This window comes from Agrobacterium bohemicum (assembly GCF_002896715.1).
In the GTDB taxonomy this organism is placed as follows: Bacteria; Pseudomonadota; Alphaproteobacteria; order Rhizobiales; family Rhizobiaceae; genus Agrobacterium; species Agrobacterium bohemicum.
Map to the genome: position 1 here is coordinate 703,667 of NZ_PGEL01000028.1, position 21,899 is coordinate 725,565.

Here is a 21,899-nt window from a genome sequence, read left to right on the forward strand (position 1 = left end):
GGCACGTGCGACTTTGGGCAACCGGGAGATAAGAATATTCGCTGTAACAATCAAGGGAANTTTTCATCATAATGCGGANTTTTTCGGCACCGGANTTTTATTCTTGAACGACAGGGCGCGCGCGTTCAAGAATGTGGAACAAACAGGAGCCATTAATGGACACTCTCACCCGCATCAGGGCCTTTATCGACGTGGTCGAAGCGGAAGGGTTTTCCGCCGCCGCCCGCAAGACCGGGCGCTCCAAGGCGCTTCTGTCCAAATATGTCCGTGAATTGGAAGACGATCTCGGCGCATTGCTTCTCAACCGCACCACCCGCCAGTTTTCCATGACGGAAGCAGGCCATACCTATTACCGCACCGCCGCCGATATCTTGAAGGAAATCGATAATCTCGCCGATCTCGTGCGCGAGAAGAACGCCGATCTGAAAGGCAAGCTGCGCATCTCCGTACCGCGCACTTTCATCGACGCGGAAATCGGCCAGAGCCTGATCGATTTCGCCAAGGAGAACCCGGAACTGGTTCTGGAAATCGTGGCGGAAGACCGGTTCGTGGACCTGATCGAGGAAAGTTTCGACCTGGCTGTGCGAATCACCAAGCTGGAAGATTCCGGCATGATCGCCAAGAAACTGGCAGACTTTCGCGTTTATGCGGTCGCGANCCCTGAATTCGTCGACCGTTACGGCCCGCTGAATTCGCCGCAGGATTTGGCCAAGGTTCCCTGCATCGTGGATACGAACTCCCGCTTCCACAACCACATCCGCTATTTCGAACCCGGCGGCGGCACCAATTCCGTGGCGATTACAGGTCCTATCGAGGTCAACAGCCCGCAGGCTACGCTCCGCGCCGCCCGCACCGGCCTCGGCGTCGCCATCGTGCCGGATTTTATCGCCAAACCGCACATTCTCTCTGGTGAACTCGTGACCCTGTTCGATGACTATATATCCCGCGATCGCGGCATCTACGCCGTCTATCCGCACCGGCGTTATCTGCCCGCCAAGGTGCGTAGCTTCGTGGACTATCTGGCGAACTGGTTCAAGAATTACAGCTGAGTTCGAAGTTCATCTTCAGGCAAGCCGAAATTCGGTCCCATTTGCCGGTAGAATCAAAACCATATTGAAGCGTCGAGACAGACAGGCATCCATGAAAAACGTGATCGTACCGCTGGCTGCATGCCTGTCCGCCTGTCTTGCGCCGTTCAGCGCCATGGCGCACCCGCATANTTTTGCCGAAGCGCGGATGGAAATCATCGAGGGCGCGGATGGAAATATTTCGGAAGTGCGCAACATCTGGCGCTTCGATGAAATGNTTTCCGCAAGCGTCGTCCTGGACTATGACAAGAACAGCGATGCCAAGCTGGACAAGGAAGAACTGGCCGAAATCGGCAAGACAGTCCATGAATCACTCGCCGAGTTTTCCTACTACACCTTCGTCACCGAAAACGGGAAACCGGTCGATCTGGGCAAGCCCGATGCTATCCATGTCGATTATAAGGACAATCAGGTGCTGATGTTCTTTTCCATGAAGCCGCAAAAGCCGCTCCCTGTAAAAGGAACATTGACCTTCGGCGCATGGGACCCGACGCTCTACACGGCAATAGACTTCGCCAAGGACACCGACATCGTCGTCAAGGGTACGCATCTGGCGGTCTGCAAACACAAGGTCGTGCGTCCCGACCCGGATGAGATCATCTCCCAGAACCAGAACAATCTGACAGACGCCTTTTTCAACGACCCGACCGGCACCGACATGACCAAGCTGTTTGCCACGCGACTGGAGCTGAAATGCTGAGGGAAACGAGTTCATCGCGGGCGGAAATGTCTGAGCTTGCCGCTTACCCCCCTCTGCCCTGCCGGGCATCTCCCCCTCAANGGGGGAGATCAGCAAGACGCCCGCTCTTCGCTTCATCCGCAACGCCTGAGACGGACGAGCGGGTAACCACATGTCAATCTCCCCCCTTGAGGGGGAGATGCCCGGCAGGGCAGAGGGGGGTAAGCGGCACCCTCCACCGCATCATAACTATTGCCCGTCCTCNAAAACAGNAAAACCCTACCGCCACTCGCTTCCTCATTCTTTGCGCCATCTTCCTCGCCACCCTCTCCACTGCCCACGCCCAGTCGCCGCTCGGCATCGGCTCGGCAGAGCCATCCATCTCCATCGGTGGACCGCTCGNCCCCCTCTTCCAGTGGATCAATGTCCATCAGCAATCCTTCTACCGCGCCTTGACCGGCGCGCTGAAAGCCATGCGGGAAGACCCGTGGGCGCTGACCTCGCTGATCGGTCTGTCCTTTGCCTATGGCGTGTTCCACGCCGCCGGCCCCGGCCACGGCAAGGCGGTCATTTCGTCCTATATGATTGCCAACGAGACGCAGCTGAAACGCGGCATCGTCATCTCCTTCATTTCAGCGGTACTGCAAGGCGCAGTCGCCATCGCTCTGGTGGGCGCTGCCTATCTGGTGCTGCGCGGCACCTCGATCACCATGACCAAGGCAACGCAGGCGATGGAAATCGCCAGCTTCGCCATGGTCGCCCTGTTCGGCGCATGGCTTTTGTTTCGCAAGCTCCGCAGCCTCATGGTGAAGGTCGAACCCGCGCCAGCGCTGGCCGTTGCCGGCCCCTCGCCCGTCGCAGTTGGACCCGTAAGAACAGGAATGGGAACCGGCCTTCGCTTCCAAGGCAAACCCGTCTTCGCCGATCATGCCCAGAGCGGCAGCGGCGACCTCTGCACCACCTGCGGCAACGCCCACGCGCCGGACCCATCCATACTGCGCGCNAAAGATTTCAGCCTGCATGAAGCATGGTCGGCCATCATCGCCGTTGGCCTTCGCCCCTGCTCCGGCGCGATCATCGTCATGAGCNTTTCCGTGCTGAACGGCCTGCTGATGGGCGGCGTCCTCTCGGTCCTCGCAATGTCCATCGGCACCGCCATCACCGTCTCGCTCCTGGCCTGCCTCGCCGTCAAAGCAAAAGACATAGCCGTCCGCTTCGCCGGCACCGGCAGCACCAAGGCATCACGCATCACCCATGGCATAGAGATCGCGGGTGCCGTGTTCGTGCTGCTGATGGGGCTTGGCTTGCTGGGTGCATCATTGCAGGTTTGAGGCAAGCCCTTAGATCATATCCGGTCGCATGAAGGCGCTCACGTTTCCGATTCCGCTCTCAGTGAGCTTTTCGGCAAGAGCGATGCGCTCACTGGCACCGTTGGCACGGATATAATTAAGCTCGGCAGCTGTGATGACAGTGAGGGGAATGATCCTTACCGGTGAAAGCGGCATATCGGTTATCTCGGTCGCAAAATCCGGCTGTGGCGCGCCGAGCAGAATGCCGATGCAGTCATCGTCGGTGATGAAGCGTTTCGGCACCTGCATCTGGACGGCATCGGAGTGGCTTACGCCTGGCACTTCAATAGACAGCACCGTGTAGCGGTCCAGCTGCTCATTGATACCACCGGCACCTGCTACCGTCCCTGCAACATTCCGGATGATCTCGAACGCCCAGCTTTTTCCGATGCTGCCGATGTCCCCGGCCTGCCCGGCATGCTCAGGGTCGATATCGGGCGTCTCGATAAACAGTTCCAGCTCGAAACCGTTCTCACCGCCCGACACACCGCGAAAAGGATCTGACAGCCCGTCCGTCGCGATAATGATCGTGTTTTTCCGACGCACCANCCGGTAGGCCTGACGCGTCGTTGGCCAATCCGGGCCACCTGTTAATGAAGGGCTGATGAGATGAGCCAGCACATCGGTTTCGACCTGCCCGACGGCTGCCCAGAACCGATCGCGCTTGAGGCAACTTTCCTGGNAAAAATGCTCGTCCCACTGCTCTTCTTCATCAGCAGTCAGCTCCGCCTCAACGACATCTGGATCAGGCGCTTCGGCGTCTTCTTTCGGACGAAACAAGCCGGTGAGGAATTTGACCAGAGCCATGGTGTCCTTTCGGAAAATCTTGGGACGTGCGCCTCAGCGATGACGTCGCTGATAGCGCGCCCGCAGCCAGAAGATCAGAAAGAACGCCAGCACTGCAACCGTATCGAACGCCGCAGCGGCCCAGACGGAATAGTGGTTTGCCAGCCACAACGTAATTGTCGGCATGATGTAAAACAGCAGGCCGAAGCCGAGGAGGATGGCGATAGCGGCGATCATGGCCGAGCTGTTGGTCTTACCGGTCATGCCGTGATCCCTGCGCGGATATCGTCAAGCTTCTGCTTCTGAACACCCTCGTCACCAAAATTATCCGGTGACAGCCACGTCTCGAAAGCCTGCTTTATCACCGGCCATTCACTATCGATCATCGAGAACCAGGCGGTATCGCGGTTGGCCCCCTTCGAGACCATGTGCTGGCGAAACACGCCTTCGAACACGAAGCCATAACGCTTGGCGGTGGCTTTGGAGGCTTCGTTGTCATTGTGGCACTTCCACTCGTAGCGACGATAGCCAAGATCATCGAAAACATGCCGCGCCATCAGATAATGCGCTTCGGTGGCCAGAGGCGAACGCTTCATCTTCACGCCATGGGCAACGGAGCCAACTTCCACCACGCCGTTTTTCGGGTCCGGCCGCATGTAGCTGGCCATGCCCACGACCTCGCCGCTGGCATTCTCAATGAACACCAGCGTCACCCAGCCGAACCCGGCCTGCGCACCGTCGATCCAGTCGCCAAAGGCCTGTGAATTCAGGAACCCATCCTGCGGAAAATATTTCAGCAGGTCGTTGATGCCAAGCCCGCCCAGCCCATCCCAGAGCTTTTCCAGATGCGCTTCACGATCAAACGGGACAGCAGTGACCAACCGACCTTCGAGCGTCACCGGCTGAGGTGCCGGACATCCTTTGAACTGGCTGAGATCGCGCATTCNTTTCCCCGTAAAATAACGGNAAAGATGTACGGTAGGCGGTTGGGAAAGACAACAGCGGATTGCGTTGAGGTTGGAGGGTGCGGCTTACCCCCCTCTGCCCTGCCGGGCATCTCCCCCTCAGGTGGGGAGATTGGCTGGGCGCGCGCTCATCACCAATCCGCAACGCTTAAGATGGGCGAGGGTTCTCAACGAGTTGATCTCCCCCCTTGAGGGGGAGATGTCCGGCAGGACAGAGGGGGGTAAACCACACCCTCCAACCGCTGACGACCTGACGCCATCAAACCTTGGCGGCAGAAACCGTCGCCTCGATATGCTCCACCAGCGCATCCGGCAAGCCAAGGCGACCCGCCAGCAGATCCAGATACCCACGCTCGGCGCGACTATCCGGCTCGATGGTCAGGCGCGAAGCGGTGTAGAGTTCCACCTTCTGCTCTTCGGTCTTGGCAGCAGCCACAAGTGCGTTGATATCCAGCGGGTCGGCCAGTTCCTTTTCGATGAAGGTACTCGCTTCGCTATCAAGCTCGGAGACCTGCACCTTTTCCATGATGCGCGCACGCTCGGCCTCGTCTATGTGGCCATCGGCTTTCGCGGCGGCAATCATGGCCTGCACCAGCGTCAGCGCGAAATTGTTGGAGAGCGTTTCAGACTGCGGGTGAAAGGGGGAGTCCACCGGTGGCGGCAACAGCTCCTGGGTCGGTTGCGGTTGCTGCACAGCCTCTGGCTTCTGGCCGGACTGGTAATTCTTGTAGGCGAGGTAGCCGAGACCGGCGATGGCTGCGATGCCACCGACTGCCGCGGCGTTACCCGCCAGCTTGCGACCGGTCTTGGTGCCAAAAATGGCGGCGGCGATGGCGCCGGCCTTCATCGGATTGTTCTTCGCGATCTGGGTGGCCTGTCCGGCCCGGTCCCGCACGCTTCCCGACAGGCCCGGTACGTTGGAGCCCAGAAATTGGTCTAGAAGCTTTTTCGCGTCGAACATTCAAATCTCCTGTTTGTTGAATATAAACAGGAGATAGGAAGTTAAGGCCGGAATACAAATGGCTGTTACGTTCACGCCGTCGTGAACGCCAACTCTCAGCCGCGCAGCGCTGCCGCTTCGGCTGCAAGCTTGGTGATACCCGCCCAGTCACCAGCCGCGATGAGTTCCTTCGGCGCGACCCAGGAACCACCAACGCAGACGACGTTCGGCAGAGCAAGATAATCCTTGGCGTTCTTCAGCGATACGCTGCCCGTCGGGCAGAACACGACGTCTGCCAAAGGTGAAGATAGAGCCTTGAGGTAAGGTGCGCCACCGGCCTGTTCGGCAGGGAAAAATTTCAGAACCTTGTAGCCCTTGTCACGCAGATGCATGACTTCGCTGGCGGTTGCCGCACCCGGCAGAAGCGGAACCTTGGAACCCTTGGCTGCCTCAAGCACGCTTTTGTTGACGCCGGGGCTGACGATGAAGGTCGAGCCTGCCTTGACGGCGGCCTCGAAATCCTTGGCATTGAGAATGGTGCCTGCGCCCACATGTGCGCCTTCGACCTCGTTGGCCACGGCGCGGATCGCATCGAGTGCTGCCGGTGTGCGCATGGTGATTTCGATGGCTTTCAGGCCACCTTCAACCAGCGCGCGGGCCAGCGGCACGGCGGATGCCACATCTTCGACGATGAGAACGGGCACGACCGGCTGGAGTTTCAGGATAGAAAGCAGCTTTTCGGAATCCTGGGCCATGACGGTGTCTCCTCTATTGAATCGATTGAATTGCGCATTCAATTACCGCGCAAAGCCAGACCTGTCGAGGCAAAATGAAATATTTCAGTTTCATTGCTTTTTCATGACAGTCGCTTGCGCTACGGTGCCTGAAAATCAGGCAGGGCGTTGAATGGCAAAAGAAATCGAACGCAAGTTTCTGGTGGCAGACGAAAGCTGGCGCGAGGAAATAGTCACACGGACCCGGTTTCGTCAGGGCTATATCGTCTCGCTGGACGACCGCTCGGTTCGGGTGCGGATCAAGGGCGATGACGCCGCAACGCTTACCATCAAGATCGGCGTTGGCGTTCTGGTGCGGGACGAATATGAATATGACATTCCGGTTGCCGACGCCGAAGAATTGTTGAGTTCAGCCCCCGGCTTCATCATCGNAAAAATCCGCTACACCGTCGAGCATGAGGGCTTTGTGTGGGAGGTCGACGTTTTCGATGGTCTCTACAGAGGCCTTGTCGTGGCCGAGGTGGAGTTGAGCGCTGAGACCGACCAGCCAGCGCTACCCGCCTGGATCGGTGAGGAAGTCACCGGCGACCACCGTTATTCCAACCAGCATCTGGCGACAGACGACCTCAGCACCGAGCTATGCTATGTCATTCAGGATTGATCCGNAAAAAACCTTCGCTGAAGAACTGCAACGGGTCGGTGTCGAACTGATCGATGACGCGATCGCCGCCTTGTCGCAGCAGCCCGATGGCCCGCATGCCGCCGTGCATGGTGCCCGCAAAAAATTCAAGCGACTGCGCGCCCTTTACCGCTTCGTGGCACCTGAAGAACCNAAATTCCGCAAAGCTGNAAACATTCGCTTTCGCGATATTGCCCGCTCGCTGTCACAGGCCCGCGAAGCCGCAGCACTTGTGGAAACGATCCACTACCTTCAGCAATTCAGCCGTTCCGAGGCCGAAAACCAGGCACTGGCATCCGCTAATGCCGAGCTGACGGAGCGACGCGATGCGATGACCAGCGAAGATGGCGACCTGTCCGCCCGCATTGCGGACGCCCTGATGGAATGCGAAAAGGGTAAACACGCCCTCATGCAGCTTTCCTTGCCGTCGGGCAAAAAGATTGCAACAAAGCTCGTCAAAAAGACATGGCGCAAGCAGCGTGAGAAGGCGCTCCACGCCCTCGGCCAATGTCACGCGCAGGCCCATGACGAGGACTTTCACGATCTGCGCAAGAGCGGACAGGTGTACTGGATTCATCTGGCGCTGATGCGCAAAATCTGGCCATCCGCCATGCGGGCCAAGAAGGTCGATGCCAAGCGGCTGGTCGATCTGCTGGGCCACGAGCATGACCTTTCGGTGCTGGCAGCCTTTGCCGATCATGAGCCGAAGCGGTTCACCGCTGGTGACACTTTGCCGCTTCTGCTGGAAGCAGTCACCCACCGCCAGCAGGCCTTGCGTCGGGAATGTCTCGATCTGGCCGATCAGGNTTTTGCCGAATCCGCCAAAACCGAGAGCCGCATCGTCGGCCTCCTGTGGGAAGACGCTGCGATTTAAGCGGTTTTGACAAATCTCAAAACTTCACCGCAAGCCGCACGCCTCAGCGAAATATGATTGCGCAAAAGCCGATCTGGCTGTATTTCAGCCGGCATGACCGACACCTCTACCCTACCCCGCCCGGAAGCCGCCGGAGAATTTCTCGTGGCAGCGCTGTATCATTTCGCCCGCTTTGCGCGGTTTGAAAGCGTGCGCGAGCCGCTGTTTACGCTCTGCCAGCAAAACGGCGTCAAAGGCACGCTGCTTCTGGCCGCCGAAGGCATCAACGGCACCATCGCCGGAACAGATGAGGGCGTCGGCAATGTTTTGGCCTATCTTCGCGCCCAGCCGGAATTCACAAACCTGGAGCACAAGGAAAGCCGCGCGTCCAAGATGCCCTTCGTGCGAATGAAGGTGAAGCTGAAGCAGGAAATCGTCACCATGGGCGTGCCGGATATCGATCCGAACCAGATCGTCGGCACCTATGTCGACCCGAAGGACTGGAACGACCTGATCTCCGATCCTGACACCATCCTCATCGATACCCGCAATGACTACGAGACCGCCATCGGCGTCTTCAAGGGCGCGGTCGATCCGCAGACCAAGACCTTCCGCGAGTTTCCAGACTGGATGAAGAACAATCCCGGCCTGCACAACAAGCCCAAGATCGCCATGTATTGCACCGGCGGCATCCGCTGCGAAAAAGCCACCGCCTTCATGAAGGATCAGGGCTTTGACGAGGTCTACCACCTCAAGGGCGGCATTCTGAAATATCTGGAAGAGGTGCCGGAAGAAGAAAGCCTGTGGGAAGGCGCCTGTTTCGTGTTCGATGAGCGCGTGTCCGTGGTTCACGGTCTGGCCGAGGGCGACCACAAACTCTGCCACGCCTGCCGCAACCCGATCACCCCGGACGTCCGCCTGTCGCCAAAGTTCGAAGAAGGCGTCTCCTGCCCCAGCTGCTACGACGATCGCACCGAAGAAGACCGGACCCGCTTCCGCAATCGCCAGAGACAGATCGATCTGGCGAAGAAGCGCGGTGAGAAGCATATTGGACGGTAAGCGATGGGGTTGGGCCTCTTCGCCACCGCGATCTATCCGCCGTCTATAGCAGTTCTGCCGTCTCCCACCCTCTGCGCCATCATCCTCGGGCTTCACCCGAGGATCTGACCACGGTCAATGTTGGGGTTCGTTGGATCCTCGGGTCAAGCCCGAGGATGACGGTGTGTCGTAAGTTGACGTCACAATTTACGTGGACGTCATACAGAACACAAAACCTCAAGAAACCCTGCGCTGCTCCACCGGCGCATCCTGCGCGTCCAGCAACTGCGCAATCTCCTCGGCTGGGACCGGCCTTGAAAACAGATAGCCCTGTAATTCATCGCAGCCGCACAGCTGGAGAATGGCGGCCTGATCTTCGGTTTCGATGCCCTCTGCGGTGACGGGAATGCCGAGCGAACGGGCGAGTGCTACGGTTGCCGTCAGCATTTCCAGCGAGCGACCGCCTTCATCCAGTGCCACGACCAGCGACTTGTCGATCTTCATGCGGTTGAAGCCGAAGCGGCGCAGATAGCCTATGCTGGCGAAGCCGGAGCCGAAATCATCCAGCGCAATGCTGACGCCGATCTGCTTCAGCTTCTCGATGGCTGTGCCTGCCCGTTCTGGATGGTGGATGAAATAGCCCTCGGTCATCTCGAGCATCACACGTGAAGGTGGGATGTCGTTTTCGGCGAGGATGGACATGACTTGGGCGGCGAAGCCGGGGTTTCTGAACTGAACCGGCGAAATGTTGACGGCAAGCTTCACAGCCGACCATTCAGCCGCTTCGTGACAAGCCTTGCGCAGAACCGAAAGGCCAAGCTGGTCGATCAGCCCGCTGCTTTCGGCGGCCGGAATGAAAATGTCGGGCGAAATAGGCCCATAACCGGCGCGGTTCCAGCGTGCCAAGGCTTCCACGCCGGTAATACGGCGGGTCAGCGTATTGACGACGGGTTGGAAGACAACCTTGATCTCGTCGTTCTCGATGGCGTATTTCAAATCCGCTTCAAGCTGGTTCTTTTCTTCACGGCGCGTGTCCATGTGCGGCTCATAGGCCATGTAGCGTCCGCGTCCGCTCCCCTTGGCCTCATACATGGCCATATCGGCACGTCGCAAAAGCTCCTCGCCATCGAGATCGCCCCCCTTCGCTACCGCCGTTCCGATGCTGCATCCAATCGAGGCGACACGGTCGCCGATCATGAAGGGTTCGGAAAACAGCGCCAGCAGATCGTCGCACAGCTTGCGCCCTTCGATACGCGCCTCAGGACCCTGTACCGCAATAGCAAATTCGTCACCGCCCAGACGCGCCACCAACTTGTCGGCAGCCAGCACTTGCAATGCCGCAGCGACACCCTTGATCAACAGATCGCCCACGCCATGACCGAAGGAATCGTTGACCTCCTTGAAGCCATCAAGATCCAGATAGATCAGCTTGACGTAGGAATTATCCTCCTGCGAACAGTCCAGCAGCTGCTTCAGCCCCAGGAAGAGACCGGGGCGGTTGTTCAGCCCGCTCAAACGGTCACGCAGCAATTGGCGGCGGGCCCATGTCTCATCGCNTTTCATCTTTTTCAGCGCCGTACTGCCAATGGCCACAAGCGCCAGGAAAAACATCAGCGTGATCGCAATTGCAACCAGCACCCGCGGGCGAACCTCCGCCAGACTGACATCACCCGGCATCTGCGAGCGCCAGGTCATGTTGGCCAGCACATCGCCTAATGGATTGGTGATGCTGACGAAATAAGCCAGCTGGGCATCTGGGGGCTGGAGAGAAAGACCGTTGACGACATAGGTATGCGCCAGGCTCTCGACTTTGTCGTTCGTAAGGTGACGCGCGAAGATCAGATATCGCCTTGCCGCTTCCGGGACGCTCAACAAGCCGGATTTGTTGCGCACAAGACTAACGCCCACGGCTGCAATGCCATCCTGCGNTTTCAGGAAGCCGGACGCCTCGGGTGGTTCCCCGGAGGGTGCGGAGCGTGCCTTTTTCACCAGCTCCGAAAGCCCATTACCGAAATAGTCGGACAGCGACCATTCGACGGGCGTACCGTCGCGATAAGCCATCAAGATCTGATCATCGATGTCGATGAGGACAGCCGTGTCGAACAGATCACTGTTGACGGTCATGTCACCATAATTGCTGATGAGCCATCCCAGCCCGTCAGGGGCATAGGCAAATCGTGCAGCATCGTCCCAGGCCGAGTAATCGTTGAGCGTTGCGGTCAACTGGTTGAGGAAGGTGGAGAGGGCGCCGGATGTCGTTTCCTGAGAGCGCTGTTCATCGAGAGCGTTGGTGTTCTTGGCGACATCGCCCAGCGCGGAAAGAATGAGAACGGTGACGATGACGACGACGATGGCAAGCGCAGACAAAACCCCTGCCACGGCGGTGCTCCGGCCGACCGACAGTATTCTGGCATGCTTAAGCGACATCTTGCAGCATCTTTTTTCCTCTAAAGGCTGCATATTCGGTCGGAACTCTTCAAAAGGTATTAAAATACCTCGGCGTCTTGTCCCCAATTGTAACGCGCATGAGGCAAACGCCGCAACGTTTCAGTTTAGGGCTAACCGAACGTAAAAAAACCTCCCCCGTCTGGACGGGAGAGGCTGAAAAAGGCCGGTAAAAGTGCTGCTTACCAGGACGGAATGACCGTGCCGTTGTACTTTTCAAGAATGAAGGTCTTCACTTCCGGGCTCTGGTAGGATTCGACCAGAGTCTTGACCCAAGGCTTGTCCTTGTCCTGTGCGCGCACGGCGATGACGTTGGCGTAAGGAGACTTTTCGCTTTCGATGGCGATGGAATCCTTCTTCGGGTTGAGACCAGCGGCTGTCGCATAGTTTGTGTTGATGACCGAGGCGTCGGTATCGTCCAGCGAGCGCGGCAACTGGGCAGCGTCAAGCTCAACGATCTGGATGTTCTTCGGGNTTTCGGTGATGTCGGCAGGCGTGACCTTCAGGCCAACATCCGGATTGACCTTGAGAACGCCCTTGGAGGCCAGAACCAGCAAAGCGCGGCCGCCATTGGTCGGGTCGTTCGGAATGCCGACGGTTGCGCCGTCCTTCAGCTCGTCAAGGCTCTTCACCTTCTTGGAGTAAACGCCCATCGGTGTGGTGATGGTGGTGCCGACGCTGACGAGATCGAACTTGCGGTCTGCGACCTGATTGTCGAGGTACGGCTGGTGCTGGAAGGAATTGGCCTGAAGTTCGCCATCCGCCAGCGCCTGATTGGGCACGACATAGTCGGAGAATTCGAGGATTTCGAGGTCGAGACCCTTGGTGGCTGCAACCTTCTTCACCTGCTCCATGATCTGCGCGTGTTCGGCAGGGGTGACGCCGATCTTGATGGTTTCAGCCAGTGCGCTGCCTGCGAACAGGGCAGCGAGCGAAGCCGCGATAATGAGTTTTTTCATGGGTGTCTCCTGCGTTTGTTATTGTAAAGAAAAGGAAATCAGTTTTTACGGTTGCGCTTGTCGAAGCTGCGGGCCAGCGCATCCCCTGCGCTTTGCACGATCTGAACAAGCACGATGAGAACGACGACGACGACCAGCATCACGTCAGGCATGAAGCGCTGGTAGCCATAGCGAATGCCCAGATCCCCCAGCCCACCGCCACCGACAGCACCGACCATGGCCGAGTAGCCAATGAGGCTGACCAGCGTCAGCGTCAGCGCGAGCGTGATGCCGGGCCTGGCTTCGGCCAGCAGCACCTTGGTGACGATCTGGAGCGGTGTCGCGCCCATGGCACGGGCCGCTTCAATCAATCCCTTGTCCACCTCACGGATTGCCGCTTCCACCAGCCGCGCCACGAAAGGAACGGTTGCCACCGTCAGCGGCACGATGGCGGCAGAAGTGCCGATGGAGGTGCCAGCAACCAGCCGGGTGAACGGGATGATGGCGACCACGAGAATGATGAACGGCGTGGAGCGAGCGGCATTGACGATGAGGCCGATGACGCGGTTGACCATGGGCGCTTCGAACAGCTCACCCTTGCCGCTGGTAGCGAGGAAAATGCCGATGGGCAGGCCAAGCAGCGAACCGACGAGGCCGGAAACCGCGACCATATGGAGCGTCTGGATCAAACCCTTCCAGAGAACAGCAAAGAGCATATCAGGCGACATAACCGAGGACCTCCGTGGTCAGGCCGGTATCGGCATAGAAACTATTGGCACGGGCCGTGACCTCTGGCGTTGCCGGATAGGACACCACCAGCGAGCCGAAGGGCTGGCCGGAGATTTCCTCGATGGTGCCAGCGAGAATGTTCACGTCAGGGCCGATTTCCGCAACCAGCCGCGCCGTGAGCGGCTGAAACGCAGTGTCGCCGAAGAAGACGAGACGCACCAGCACGCGGTCGCCGGGCACTGCATCTGGCTTCAAACCGGACGTGACCCAATGCGGCAGCTTCACGCCGACGGCTGAAGACAGCAGGCTGCGGGTTGTTTCATGACGCGGATTGGTGAAGATGTCGAAAGTGGTGCCTTGCTCGACGATCAGTCCCTTGTCGATGACCGCCACTTGGCTGGCAATGGTTTTCACCACCTCCATCTCATGGGTGATGAGCAGCACGGTAAGGCCGAGTTCGGCATTGATCTTTTTCAGCAGTTCCAGAATGGACTGCGTGGTCTCCGGGTCAAGTGCGGACGTGGCTTCGTCAGACAGCAGCAGCTTCGGCTCGGTGGCCAGCGCACGGGCAATGCCGACGCGTTGCTTCTGACCACCCGAGAGTTCTGCAGGATAACGGTTGGCCTTATCGCCCAGTCCGACCAGATCGAGCAGCGGCCCGACCTTGCGGCTGATCTCGGCGCGCGATACGCCAGCGATTTCCAGCGGCAAAGCGACGTTGTCGTAAGCCGTGCGGGAGGACAAAAGGTTGAAGTGCTGGNAAATCATGCCGACCGAGCGGCGCAGGGTGCGAAGACCCGCCTCATCCAGTGCCCCGACATCCACACCATCGACGGCAACCTTGCCAGAGCTTAAACGCTCCAGCCCGTTGACGAGGCGGATGAGGGTAGACTTGCCCGCACCTGAACGGCCAATGATGCCGGAAATCGAGCCTCTGGGGACAATGTAATCGACACCGGCAAGGGCTGTGAATGATGTCTGTCTCCGAGGATCGCCAAAGGTCTTGGTCACGGCGTCGAACACGACCATCGGGTCGCTACTCCCTGGACCGGCGGGTACGGGACTGGCCGCTAAATTGTGTCGTGTCATAAAATGCTCTTCGAATGGAATCTGTTAGGTCGAGACCCGGCGGCGGGAAAAGCCGCTCTTCATGCTGCCGTGAGGCACATTCGACAACGGAAAATGTTCCGGAGCATTAAATTCAACTTTCCTTGGAAAAGCCGGGGTCGGCTTTGTGTATCGCAAACATGCCTGTCTGCGATACGANTTTATAGGTATGANTTTTCAATTATTAGCGAGCGCTGGAAAAATNGACCCAATTCCTGAAGAAGGGTTACTTCACCTCGGTAACGAACTCTTCCAGCGGGCGGCGAACCTTCTTGAGGTTGACCAGCCAGTCGCCTTCTTCCTGACGATAACCGAGCGGCAGGATGACCGCAGAGCGCAGGCCCTTTTCGCGAAGGCCGAGGATTTCGTCCAGCTTGGCCGGATCGAAGCCTTCCATCGGTGTGGAGTCCACACCCTCGAAAGCAGCCTGTGCGACAGCCATGCCGAACGCAATATAGGCCTGACGCGCAGCATGCTGGAAATTCACTTCGGCATCACGCTGTGGGTAGGACGACAGCAGAGACTGGCGGTACTTTTCCCAGCCTTCGTTCTTGAAGCCACGTTCGTCATTGGTGAGATCGAACATGTGGTTGATGCGGTCTGCGGTGTAGTTATCCCAGGCAGCGAACACCAGAAGATGCGAGCCCTCGGTCACCTGCGCCTGGTTCCAGGAAATCTCCTGAATCTTGGCGCGTGTTTCCGGGTTGGTGACGACGATGATTTCGAAAGGCTGCAAGCCGCTCGATGTCGGGGCCAGACGCGCTGCCTCGATGATGCGGTCGACCTTGTCCTGCGAAACGGACTTGGATGGGTCCATTTTCTTGGTGGCATAACGCCAGTTCAATTTCTCGATCAGCATAAAAATCTCCTTGGGACAGCCACTCATGTCATGGCACGCATGCGCCGCGCCGGGCTCTCCGTAAAACCCACCGAACATAGGTCATGTTGCGCCGCACACAAGAAGGCACAGAGAAGTAACCAAGCAAAATCCGCTCCGGCCCGCTTTATGNAAAAAGCAGGCCGGAGGGATGATGAATGTCCGGCAAATGCGTGTTGCATTGGCAGGTATGGTAAAGGTCTTGGCATTTGCCGGACCCGTTACAACAGCATTGTCACAATACCTATCGGAACGCCCGGTCCCTTGCCTGGCCAATGGCAAGAGGTGGGTCCACGGAAACGACCCTCTTTTGGAGATGCCGCTTGTCGATACCGGCTTTTGAACCGTGGAGGTGCCGCGCGTTGCACCCCTTTGCTTCGAAAGCACGGGGATTATGCTGGAGGGTTGGATGGCGTGGAGAAAAAATNAAAAATANTTTTTGCCGTTTTAGCGACAGCAATGGATTGAAAACGAACGTAGACGCTGGCGATGCAACGAACGGCACCACGCCCCCACCGCCGTCACCCTCGGGCTTGACCCGAGGGTCTATCCACGTCTCGGTTTTGGCAACGTGGTTGGATCCTCGGGACAAGCCCGAGGATGATGTCGAGGGTGACGGAATCGCCTGCCACGAGGGCAGGCGATGCCACTAGACGTAACGGTTGACCACGTTTTCCAGATATTCCTGACGGCCGGACTTTGGCTCTGGATTGATGTTGTCGCGCTCGACCATCGCCGCGATCTCATCCAGCTTCACCTCGCCGCGCAAAAGCTTCTGTGCGTCAGCCGAATCCCACTTGGCGTAGCGGTCCGCCAGCGGCTGCGACAGGGCCTTGTCTTCGACCATCTTGGCCGCAGCCTTGAGGCCACGGGCGCAGCAATCCATGCCGCCGATGTGACCGATCAGTAGATCGGCTGGATCGAGCGACTGACGGCGCAGCTTCGAATCGAAGTTGGTGCCACCATTCTTGAACCCGCCGCCATCAAGCACGTGGTAATAGGCCAGCGCCATTTCCGGCACATTGTTGGGGAACTGGTCGGTATCCCAGCCGGACTGGTAATCGTTGCGGTTCATGTCGATGGAGCCGAAAATGCCGAAGGCATTGGCCATGGCCAGCTCATGCTCGAAGGAGTGACCGGCGAGAATGGCGTGGCCCTGCTCGATATTGACCTTCACTTCTTTGTCCAGCCCGTGCTTCTGCAGGAAGGCGTAGACGGTGGCGACGTCGTAGTCATACTGGTGCTTGGTCGGCTCCTGCGGTTTCGGCTCGATCAGGATCGTGCCTTCGAAACCGATCTTGTATTTGTATTCCACCACCAGATTGAGGAAGCGGCCAAGCTGGTCCAGCTCACGCTTCACATCGGTGTTGAGCAGGGTTTCATAGCCTTCACGACCGCCCCACAACACGTAGTTCGCGCCGCCGAGCTTTTTGGTGGCATCCATGCAGGTTTTGACGGTGGCTGCCGAATAGGCGAATACATCCGGGTCGGGGTTGGTGGCGGCACCGGACATGAAGCGGCGGTTGGAGAACAGGTTTGCCGTACCCCACAGAAGCTTGACGCCTGTGTCGGCCTGCTTCTGGCCGAAGTAATCGACGATCTCGTTGAGATTCTTCGTGTTTTCGGCAAAAGTCTTGCCTTCCGGGCGCACGTCGGCGTCGTGGAAGCAGTAGAAGGGCGAGCCGAGCAGCGAGAAGAATTCGAAAGCAACATCCGCCTTCAGCTTGGCCGCCTGCATCGTGTCTTCAAACCATGGACGCTCGAAAGTCTGACCACCGAACGGGTCGCCGCCCGGCCATGTGAAGGTGTGCCAGTAGGCCACGGCAAAGCGCAAATGATCTTCCATGCGCTTGCCGCCGACGATTTCATCGGGGTTGTAGTGACGGAAGGCCAGCGGGTTGGTGCTATCTGGGCCTTCATATTTGATTTTCTGGATGTCGCCGAAAAAGCCTGTGGTCATGGNTTTCTCCCTAGTTTGGATAGTGGTNAAATGGTGAAAGTGTTCCTGGGTATATTCGCTTGTGTTGGTGGGTGGGGCTTACCCCCTCTGCCCTGCCGGGCATCTNCCCCACAGGTGGGGAGATCGGTTCGTTGAAACCTCTCGCCCATCTTGAAAGCTGCGGATAGAGCAAGGAGCAAGCGTCTAGCCGATCTCCCTCCTTGTGGGGGAGATGTCCGGCAGGACAGANGGGGGTGAACCCCACCCGCTGACCATCAATGCGACAACCCTCTGATCGCCGGATAAAGCGCCCGATACCGCCCATAAGCCTCCTCATAGGCATCACCCAGCGCCGCCACCGGCTCGATGGTCTCTTCCGTGTCTGGCTGAGAACACACCGCAACCGGGTCCGCTCCAGTCGCAGCTATCAGCCCCAAGCGCGCCGCGCCGAACGCTGCGCCGAAATCGCCTTCCGCCGGAATATCCACGGGAACACCAAGCGACGTGGCGATCGAAGCCAGCCAGTAGCGCGAGCGCGAGCCGCCGCCGATGGCGGTAACGCGGGAGATGGATGTGCCTGCGGATTTCAGAGCTTCGAGATTGTCTCTGATGGCGAAAGTGACGCCTTCCATGACGGCTTGCGTCAGCGCCTTGCGGTCGCTTTCGTGAGACAGGCCAATGAAGGAACCGCGAATGGCGGCATCATTGTGCGGGGTGCGTTCGCCCGAGAGATAGGGTGCGAAGGTGACGCCTGTCGGTGCCTTCAGCTCATCGCCGAGTTCCGTCGACAGATCGGCAGCGGATTTGGCCGTAATGCCGGAATACCAGTTCAGCGCATCGGTGGCCGACAGGATGACGCCCATCTGGTGCCATGTGTTGGGCAGCGCGTGGCAGAAGGCGTGAACGGCGCTTTCGGGCTTCGGCAGATAGGATGCGTTGGCGGCAAACAGAACACCTGAAGTGCCGAGCGAAACGAAGGCATGGCCTTCCGAGACCGTGCCCATGCCGCAGGCGGACGCGGCATTGTCCCCTGCTCCACCGGCGACGACAACCTTGCCGGAAATGCCCCAGGCGGAGGCAAGTTCCGTGCGCAGCGTTCCGGCCTCATCCGTGCCTTCCACCAGCGACGGCATGTGCNTTTCATCAAGACCGGTGGCTTCGAGAAGTTCGGATGACCATTTGCGCGCGCCGGTATCCAGCCATGATGTGCCAGCCGAGTCCGACATTTCGGAGATGTATTCCCCCGTCAGCCACAGCCGCAGATAATCCTTCGGAAGCAGGACCTTGGCGACCCTGGCAAAAATTTCCGGTTCGTTATTGGCGACCCAGGCCAGTTTCGGCGCGGTAAAGCCGGGGAAAACGATATTGCCGGTGATCTGGCGGAAGCGCGGATCGGCGTCCAGCTTTGCCGCCTCGGCGTAGGAGCGGGTGTCGTTCCACAGAATACAGGGGCGCAGCACATCGCCTGCCGCATCCACCAGCGTTGCGCCGTGCATGTGGCCTGACAGGCCAATGCCTTTGACGGCGGCCAGCTCCTTGGGGTGCTTCGCCTTCAGACCGGCAATCGCCGTTTCCGTGGCGGTGATCCAGTCTGCCGGGTTCTGCTCAGACCATCCATGATGGAGGCGCGAAACATCCAGCGAACCATTGGCCGAACCGATGACGTTTTGATCACCATCGATCAGCAGCGCCTTGACGCCGGATGTTCCCAAATCGAGACCGAGATACATGCTCTTCTCCACTTTCTAAATTGTCATCAGGGAAGATTATCCCTCAAGAATATGTCGATACGGATGCGCTCCTGTGCGTCGATGACGGCAAGCCCATCGGCCCTCGCCTTCAACACCCTGATAGCGCTGCGCACCTCGTGACCTGCGTTCTGGTTCAGCACAGCGTCAAAGATGCCTTCACGCAGGGCATTGGCCGTGTTTTCGTTGAGCTCATGGGCGATGACGCGCGGCGATGACGGCTGGCGCGACGATTTCAGCGCCTTGATGAGCCCGCGATTGCCAGCACCCAGACTGTAAAGTCCCNAAAGCTGCGGATTGGCCTCGAGGCATTGTGCTACCAGTTGCTCCACCGTTTCAGGGTCGTCACGTCCTTCCAGAACCGGCAGCAGGCGCAGATCAGGAAATTCCTCTTCCATGACGGACTGAAACCCGGCCAGCCGCTCACGGTGGTCCTTGACCAGCATGGAGCCTGCGAGAACAGCGACATCGCCACCTTTTTCCGGCAGAAAGCGGCCGATCAGGCTGGCAGCCGTGCGGCCTGCGGCGACGTTATCCACACCGGCAAAATGGTCTCGTCGGGAGCCAGTGATATCGGACACCAGCGTCACGGCCGCAATGCCGCTATCGGCAAGCCGGTCCACCGCCTCCACCACATCCTGCGCATCGATGGCGACGAAGGCGACGCCGGAGGGCTTTTCCAGCCGCGCGACATCAAGCGCCTGGGCGAGTGCCGCCGCATCGAAAGGCGGCACTTCGATGATGCGGATGGATGTGCGCTCGACATAAGACCGCGAGGCCGCAGCCCTCACCTCGGCACGAAGCCCGGCCATGAAGGAATTGTCGTTGTTCGGTNAAATGAAGACCAGCGCATAGCTACGGCCCTTGGCCAGATTGGCAGCGGCGATATCGCGCACGTAACCCAGCTCCAGGATCGCCGTCTCGACCTTGGCACGCGTGACAGCATGCACTCCCGGACGCAGGTTGATCACCCGGTCAACGGTGGCAAGACTAACGCCTGCCTTCGATGCAATATCGTGAACTGTCGGCTTCATGTTTCCTCCCGGAAGATTCCTTAGAGGAGTTTTTGAGGTACGTAAATCAGAAAATGACGTACGTACCTCAGAAATGGGATCGGGTGGGAGTTTTGTTGGCTAATGTTGAGGCTGTGGCTTANCCCCCTCTGCCCTGCCGGGCATCTCCCCCTCAGGTNGGGAGATCGACTCGTGGCAACCTCTTGGCCACCTTTAGCGGTGCGGATGGGTGATGAGCGCGCGTCTAGCCGATCTNCCCCCTTGANGGGGAGATGCCTGGCAAGGCAGAGGTGGGTAGGCGACACCTTCGACGCTCAATAAACCACCCTAGACNAACGAAAGGGGCCGCCATTTCTGGCGACCCCTCAGCGCTGCGGTGGATGGGTGGAATTAGTGCCCGGCACCCGGTGGAGGCGCGGCTTTGGGTTTCTTGATGAGAACTGTCAGAAAGATCAGGCAGCTGAAAAGAACTGTCAGCGCCAGGAACACATCGGCGAAGGCCTGAAGCCATGCCTGTTGCGAGACGACGCCGACGAGTTTCTTGACGGCGACGGAGGCACCGTCCAGCCCGTAGGAATCGTAGTTGGCGCCGACGCTGTTCAGCCATTCCAACGCTGCGGGATTGCCGTAGTTCACATGCTCGGCGATGCGCACATAGTGGTCATCGGTGCGCTGGCTGAGCAGGGTGTTGATGACCGCGAGGCCAACCGCGCCACCGAGGTTACGGGTAAGGTTGAAGAGACCCGAGGCATTCTTCATGCGTGCTGGTGGCAAGGTGCCAAGCGCGATGTTGTTGATCGGCACCATACACATCATCAGCCCGAAACCGCGCAGGATTTGCGGGATCAGCAGCTCGTAGAAATCCCAATCGGCCGTCACCGACGTCATGATCCACGTACCCGAACCGAAGCTGATGAAGCCGATGGCCATCATGACGCGGGGATCGAGCTTGGTGGAGAGCTTGCCCGCAACCGGAGCGGTGAAGAACATGGCCATGCCTGAGACGAACATCGTCTCGCCGATCATCAGCGCATCGTAACCGCGAATGCGCCCGAGATAGAGCGGGTACATATAGGTCAAGCCGTAAAGTCCGATGCCCATGACGAAAGAAAACAGCGAGCCGATGGAGAAATTCCGGTCCGCAAAGGCTTTCAAATCCACCACGGGGAAATCGACATTGAAGGCGCGCCAGAAGAACACGACGCCGCCGATCGTCATCGCCACTGCACCGATGACGATGTGGGTGTCGTTGAACCAATCGTTGTTGTTGCCCTCTTCCAGGATATATTCCATCGAGCCCAGGAACACGCCCATGGATAAGAGGCCCCACCAGTCGAACTTTTTCCACAGCGGCAGTTCCGGCTTGTCGAAATCGATGAAATTCCACGTCACCAGAGTGACGATGATGCCGGGGATGATGTTGACGAGGAACAGCCAGTGCCAGGAGAAGGCATTCGACAGATAACCACCGACCGTTGGGCCGATGGTGGGGGCCAGCGTTGCCACGAGACCGATGATGGGGGACACCACCGAGCGTTTAGAAGCCGGGAAAATCGTAAAGGCGGCGGCAAATACAGATGGGATCATGCCGCCGCCTATGAAGCCCTGAATGCAGCGGTAGACGATCATCTGATCGATGTTCGTTGCCGTCGCACACAGGGCGCTGGAAATGGTGAAACCTGCGGCACAGGTGGCAAACAGCACCCGTGTCGATAATATTCTGGCAAGGGTACCCGACAGCGGAATCATGATGACTTCCGCAATCAGATAGGATGTCTGCACCCACGCGATCTCATCCGAACCGGCACCGAGACCGGCCTGAATTTCCGCAAGCGATGCCGACACGATCTGAATGTCGAGGATCGACATGAACATGCCGAACACCATCGCGAAGAAGGCGATGAGGCGTCTGCGATCCATCGGAGGATCGATCGCCGCGACGTTTCCGCCTGCCATATTGGCTGTTGCCGCCATGATCTTGGTCCTTATCGA

The 21,899-nt window shown here is 58.5% G+C and carries 19 protein-coding genes; 6 read left to right on the forward strand and 13 right to left on the reverse strand.

The genetic code is table 11. From position 1 onward, the window contains the following. The first annotated feature begins 155 nt into the window (after positions 1–155). The 3 genes from CUC55_RS21990 (at position 156) to CUC55_RS22005 (ending at position 3,098) form a co-directional block, all read left to right on the forward strand. Positions 156–1,049, forward strand: coding sequence for a LysR family transcriptional regulator (locus CUC55_RS21990; RefSeq protein WP_103089129.1), 894 nt, complete (start codon positions 156–158; stop codon positions 1,047–1,049). Positions 1,050–1,140: 91 nt separating this feature from the next. Further along, positions 1,141–1,788 carry a DUF1007 family protein gene (locus CUC55_RS21995; protein WP_103089130.1) on the forward strand — a complete coding sequence of 216 codons (648 nt, stop codon included), beginning with the start codon at positions 1,141–1,143 and terminating at the stop codon, positions 1,786–1,788. A gap of 278 nt (positions 1,789–2,066) precedes the next feature. Beyond that, on the forward strand, positions 2,067–3,098 hold the full coding sequence (locus CUC55_RS22005) for a nickel/cobalt transporter (RefSeq protein ID WP_103089241.1): 1,032 nt from the start codon (positions 2,067–2,069) through the stop codon (positions 3,096–3,098). A gap of 858 nt (positions 3,099–3,956) precedes the next feature. On the opposite strand, the gene CUC55_RS22015 is transcribed toward CUC55_RS22005, so the two are convergent. The 4 genes from CUC55_RS22015 to CUC55_RS22035 form a co-directional block, all read right to left on the reverse strand. Continuing rightward, positions 3,957–4,166, reverse strand: coding sequence for a hypothetical protein (locus tag CUC55_RS22015; RefSeq protein ID WP_067651045.1), 210 nt, complete (start codon positions 4,164–4,166; stop codon positions 3,957–3,959). Beyond that, entirely contained in the window at positions 4,163–4,846 is a 684-nt protein-coding gene (locus CUC55_RS22020; protein WP_067651049.1) for a GNAT family N-acetyltransferase, read from the reverse strand. The genes CUC55_RS22015 and CUC55_RS22020 overlap by 4 nt, the downstream gene beginning before the upstream one ends. A gap of 280 nt (positions 4,847–5,126) precedes the next feature. Next, positions 5,127–5,828, reverse strand: coding sequence for a tellurite resistance TerB family protein (locus CUC55_RS22030; protein WP_067651052.1), 702 nt, complete (start codon positions 5,826–5,828; stop codon positions 5,127–5,129). 95 nt (positions 5,829–5,923) lie between these two features. Beyond that, a complete protein-coding gene (locus CUC55_RS22035; RefSeq protein WP_067651054.1) occupies positions 5,924–6,562 on the reverse strand; it encodes a 2-dehydro-3-deoxy-phosphogluconate aldolase in 639 nt (212 codons plus the stop codon). A gap of 151 nt (positions 6,563–6,713) precedes the next feature. On the opposite strand from CUC55_RS22035, the gene CUC55_RS22040 reads away from it, so the two are divergent. The 3 genes from CUC55_RS22040 (at position 6,714) to trhO (ending at position 9,132) form a co-directional block, all read left to right on the forward strand. Continuing rightward, on the forward strand, positions 6,714–7,202 hold the full coding sequence (locus tag CUC55_RS22040; protein ID WP_103089132.1) for a CYTH domain-containing protein: 489 nt from the start codon (positions 6,714–6,716) through the stop codon (positions 7,200–7,202). Then, positions 7,186–8,094: a CHAD domain-containing protein gene (locus CUC55_RS22045; protein WP_103089133.1), complete on the forward strand. Its 909-nt coding sequence runs from the start codon at positions 7,186–7,188 to the stop codon at positions 8,092–8,094. The genes CUC55_RS22040 and CUC55_RS22045 overlap by 17 nt, the downstream gene beginning before the upstream one ends. A 93-nt stretch (positions 8,095–8,187) precedes the next feature. Continuing rightward, positions 8,188–9,132: an oxygen-dependent tRNA uridine(34) hydroxylase TrhO gene (gene trhO, locus CUC55_RS22050; RefSeq protein ID WP_067651062.1), complete on the forward strand. Its 945-nt coding sequence runs from the start codon at positions 8,188–8,190 to the stop codon at positions 9,130–9,132. A gap of 216 nt (positions 9,133–9,348) precedes the next feature. Here trhO and CUC55_RS22055 read toward each other — a convergent pair whose 3' ends face one another. The 9 genes from CUC55_RS22055 to CUC55_RS22105 all read right to left on the reverse strand — a co-directional run bounded on the left by CUC55_RS22055 (position 9,349) and on the right by CUC55_RS22105 (position 21,881). Then, positions 9,349–11,538: a bifunctional diguanylate cyclase/phosphodiesterase gene (locus CUC55_RS22055; RefSeq protein ID WP_245417805.1), complete on the reverse strand. Its 2,190-nt coding sequence runs from the start codon at positions 11,536–11,538 to the stop codon at positions 9,349–9,351. Between the two features lie 200 nt (positions 11,539–11,738). After that, positions 11,739–12,515, reverse strand: a complete 777-nt coding sequence (locus CUC55_RS22060) for a MetQ/NlpA family ABC transporter substrate-binding protein (protein ID WP_103089135.1) — start codon at positions 12,513–12,515, stop codon at positions 11,739–11,741. A 38-nt stretch (positions 12,516–12,553) separates the two neighbouring features. Then, positions 12,554–13,222, reverse strand: a complete 669-nt coding sequence (locus CUC55_RS22065) for a methionine ABC transporter permease (RefSeq protein WP_067651071.1) — start codon at positions 13,220–13,222, stop codon at positions 12,554–12,556. Continuing rightward, entirely contained in the window at positions 13,212–14,312 is a 1,101-nt protein-coding gene (locus tag CUC55_RS22070) for a methionine ABC transporter ATP-binding protein (RefSeq protein ID WP_425352888.1), read from the reverse strand. The genes CUC55_RS22065 and CUC55_RS22070 overlap by 11 nt, the downstream gene beginning before the upstream one ends. Before the next feature lie 244 nt (positions 14,313–14,556). Next, on the reverse strand, positions 14,557–15,189 hold the full coding sequence (locus CUC55_RS22075; RefSeq protein WP_067651077.1) for an NAD(P)H-dependent oxidoreductase: 633 nt from the start codon (positions 15,187–15,189) through the stop codon (positions 14,557–14,559). A 667-nt stretch (positions 15,190–15,856) separates the two neighbouring features. Continuing rightward, the gene (gene xylA / locus CUC55_RS22080) at positions 15,857–17,167 is read right to left on the reverse strand and encodes a xylose isomerase (protein ID WP_067651083.1); all 1,311 of its coding nucleotides are present in this window, start codon (positions 17,165–17,167) and stop codon (positions 15,857–15,859) included. A gap of 254 nt (positions 17,168–17,421) precedes the next feature. Next, on the reverse strand, positions 17,422–18,876 hold the full coding sequence (xylB, locus tag CUC55_RS22090) for a xylulokinase (RefSeq protein ID WP_103089137.1): 1,455 nt from the start codon (positions 18,874–18,876) through the stop codon (positions 17,422–17,424). A gap of 26 nt (positions 18,877–18,902) precedes the next feature. Beyond that, positions 18,903–19,928: a LacI family DNA-binding transcriptional regulator gene (locus CUC55_RS22095; RefSeq protein WP_103089138.1), complete on the reverse strand. Its 1,026-nt coding sequence runs from the start codon at positions 19,926–19,928 to the stop codon at positions 18,903–18,905. A gap of 369 nt (positions 19,929–20,297) precedes the next feature. Then, positions 20,298–21,881, reverse strand: a complete 1,584-nt coding sequence (locus CUC55_RS22105; RefSeq protein WP_067651093.1) for a DHA2 family efflux MFS transporter permease subunit — start codon at positions 21,879–21,881, stop codon at positions 20,298–20,300. Positions 21,882–21,899: the final 18 nt, after the last annotated feature.

Bases quoted from the DNA above. Each gene is read 5' to 3' on its own strand.
- CUC55_RS22075 (WP_067651077.1), bottom strand. From the start codon at position 15,189: ATGCTGATCGAGAAATTGAACTGGCGTTATGCCACCAAGAAAATGGAC.
- CUC55_RS22030 (WP_067651052.1), bottom strand. From the start codon at position 5,828: ATGTTCGACGCGAAAAAGCTTCTAGACCAATTTCTGGGCTCCAACGTA.
- CUC55_RS22020 (WP_067651049.1), bottom strand. From the start codon at position 4,846: ATGCGCGATCTCAGCCAGTTCAAAGGATGTCCGGCACCTCAGCCGGTG.
- CUC55_RS22015 (WP_067651045.1), bottom strand. From the start codon at position 4,166: ATGACCGGTAAGACCAACAGCTCGGCCATGATCGCCGCTATCGCCATC.
- trhO (WP_067651062.1), top strand. From the start codon at position 8,188: ATGACCGACACCTCTACCCTACCCCGCCCGGAAGCCGCCGGAGAATTT.
- CUC55_RS22105 (WP_067651093.1), bottom strand. From the start codon at position 21,881: ATGGCGGCAACAGCCAATATGGCAGGCGGAAACGTCGCGGCGATCGAT.
- xylA (WP_067651083.1), bottom strand. From the start codon at position 17,167: ATGACCACAGGCTTTTTCGGCGACATCCAGAAAATCAAATATGAAGGC.
- CUC55_RS22035 (WP_067651054.1), bottom strand. From the start codon at position 6,562: ATGGCCCAGGATTCCGAAAAGCTGCTTTCTATCCTGAAACTCCAGCCG.
- CUC55_RS22065 (WP_067651071.1), bottom strand. From the start codon at position 13,222: ATGTCGCCTGATATGCTCTTTGCTGTTCTCTGGAAGGGTTTGATCCAG.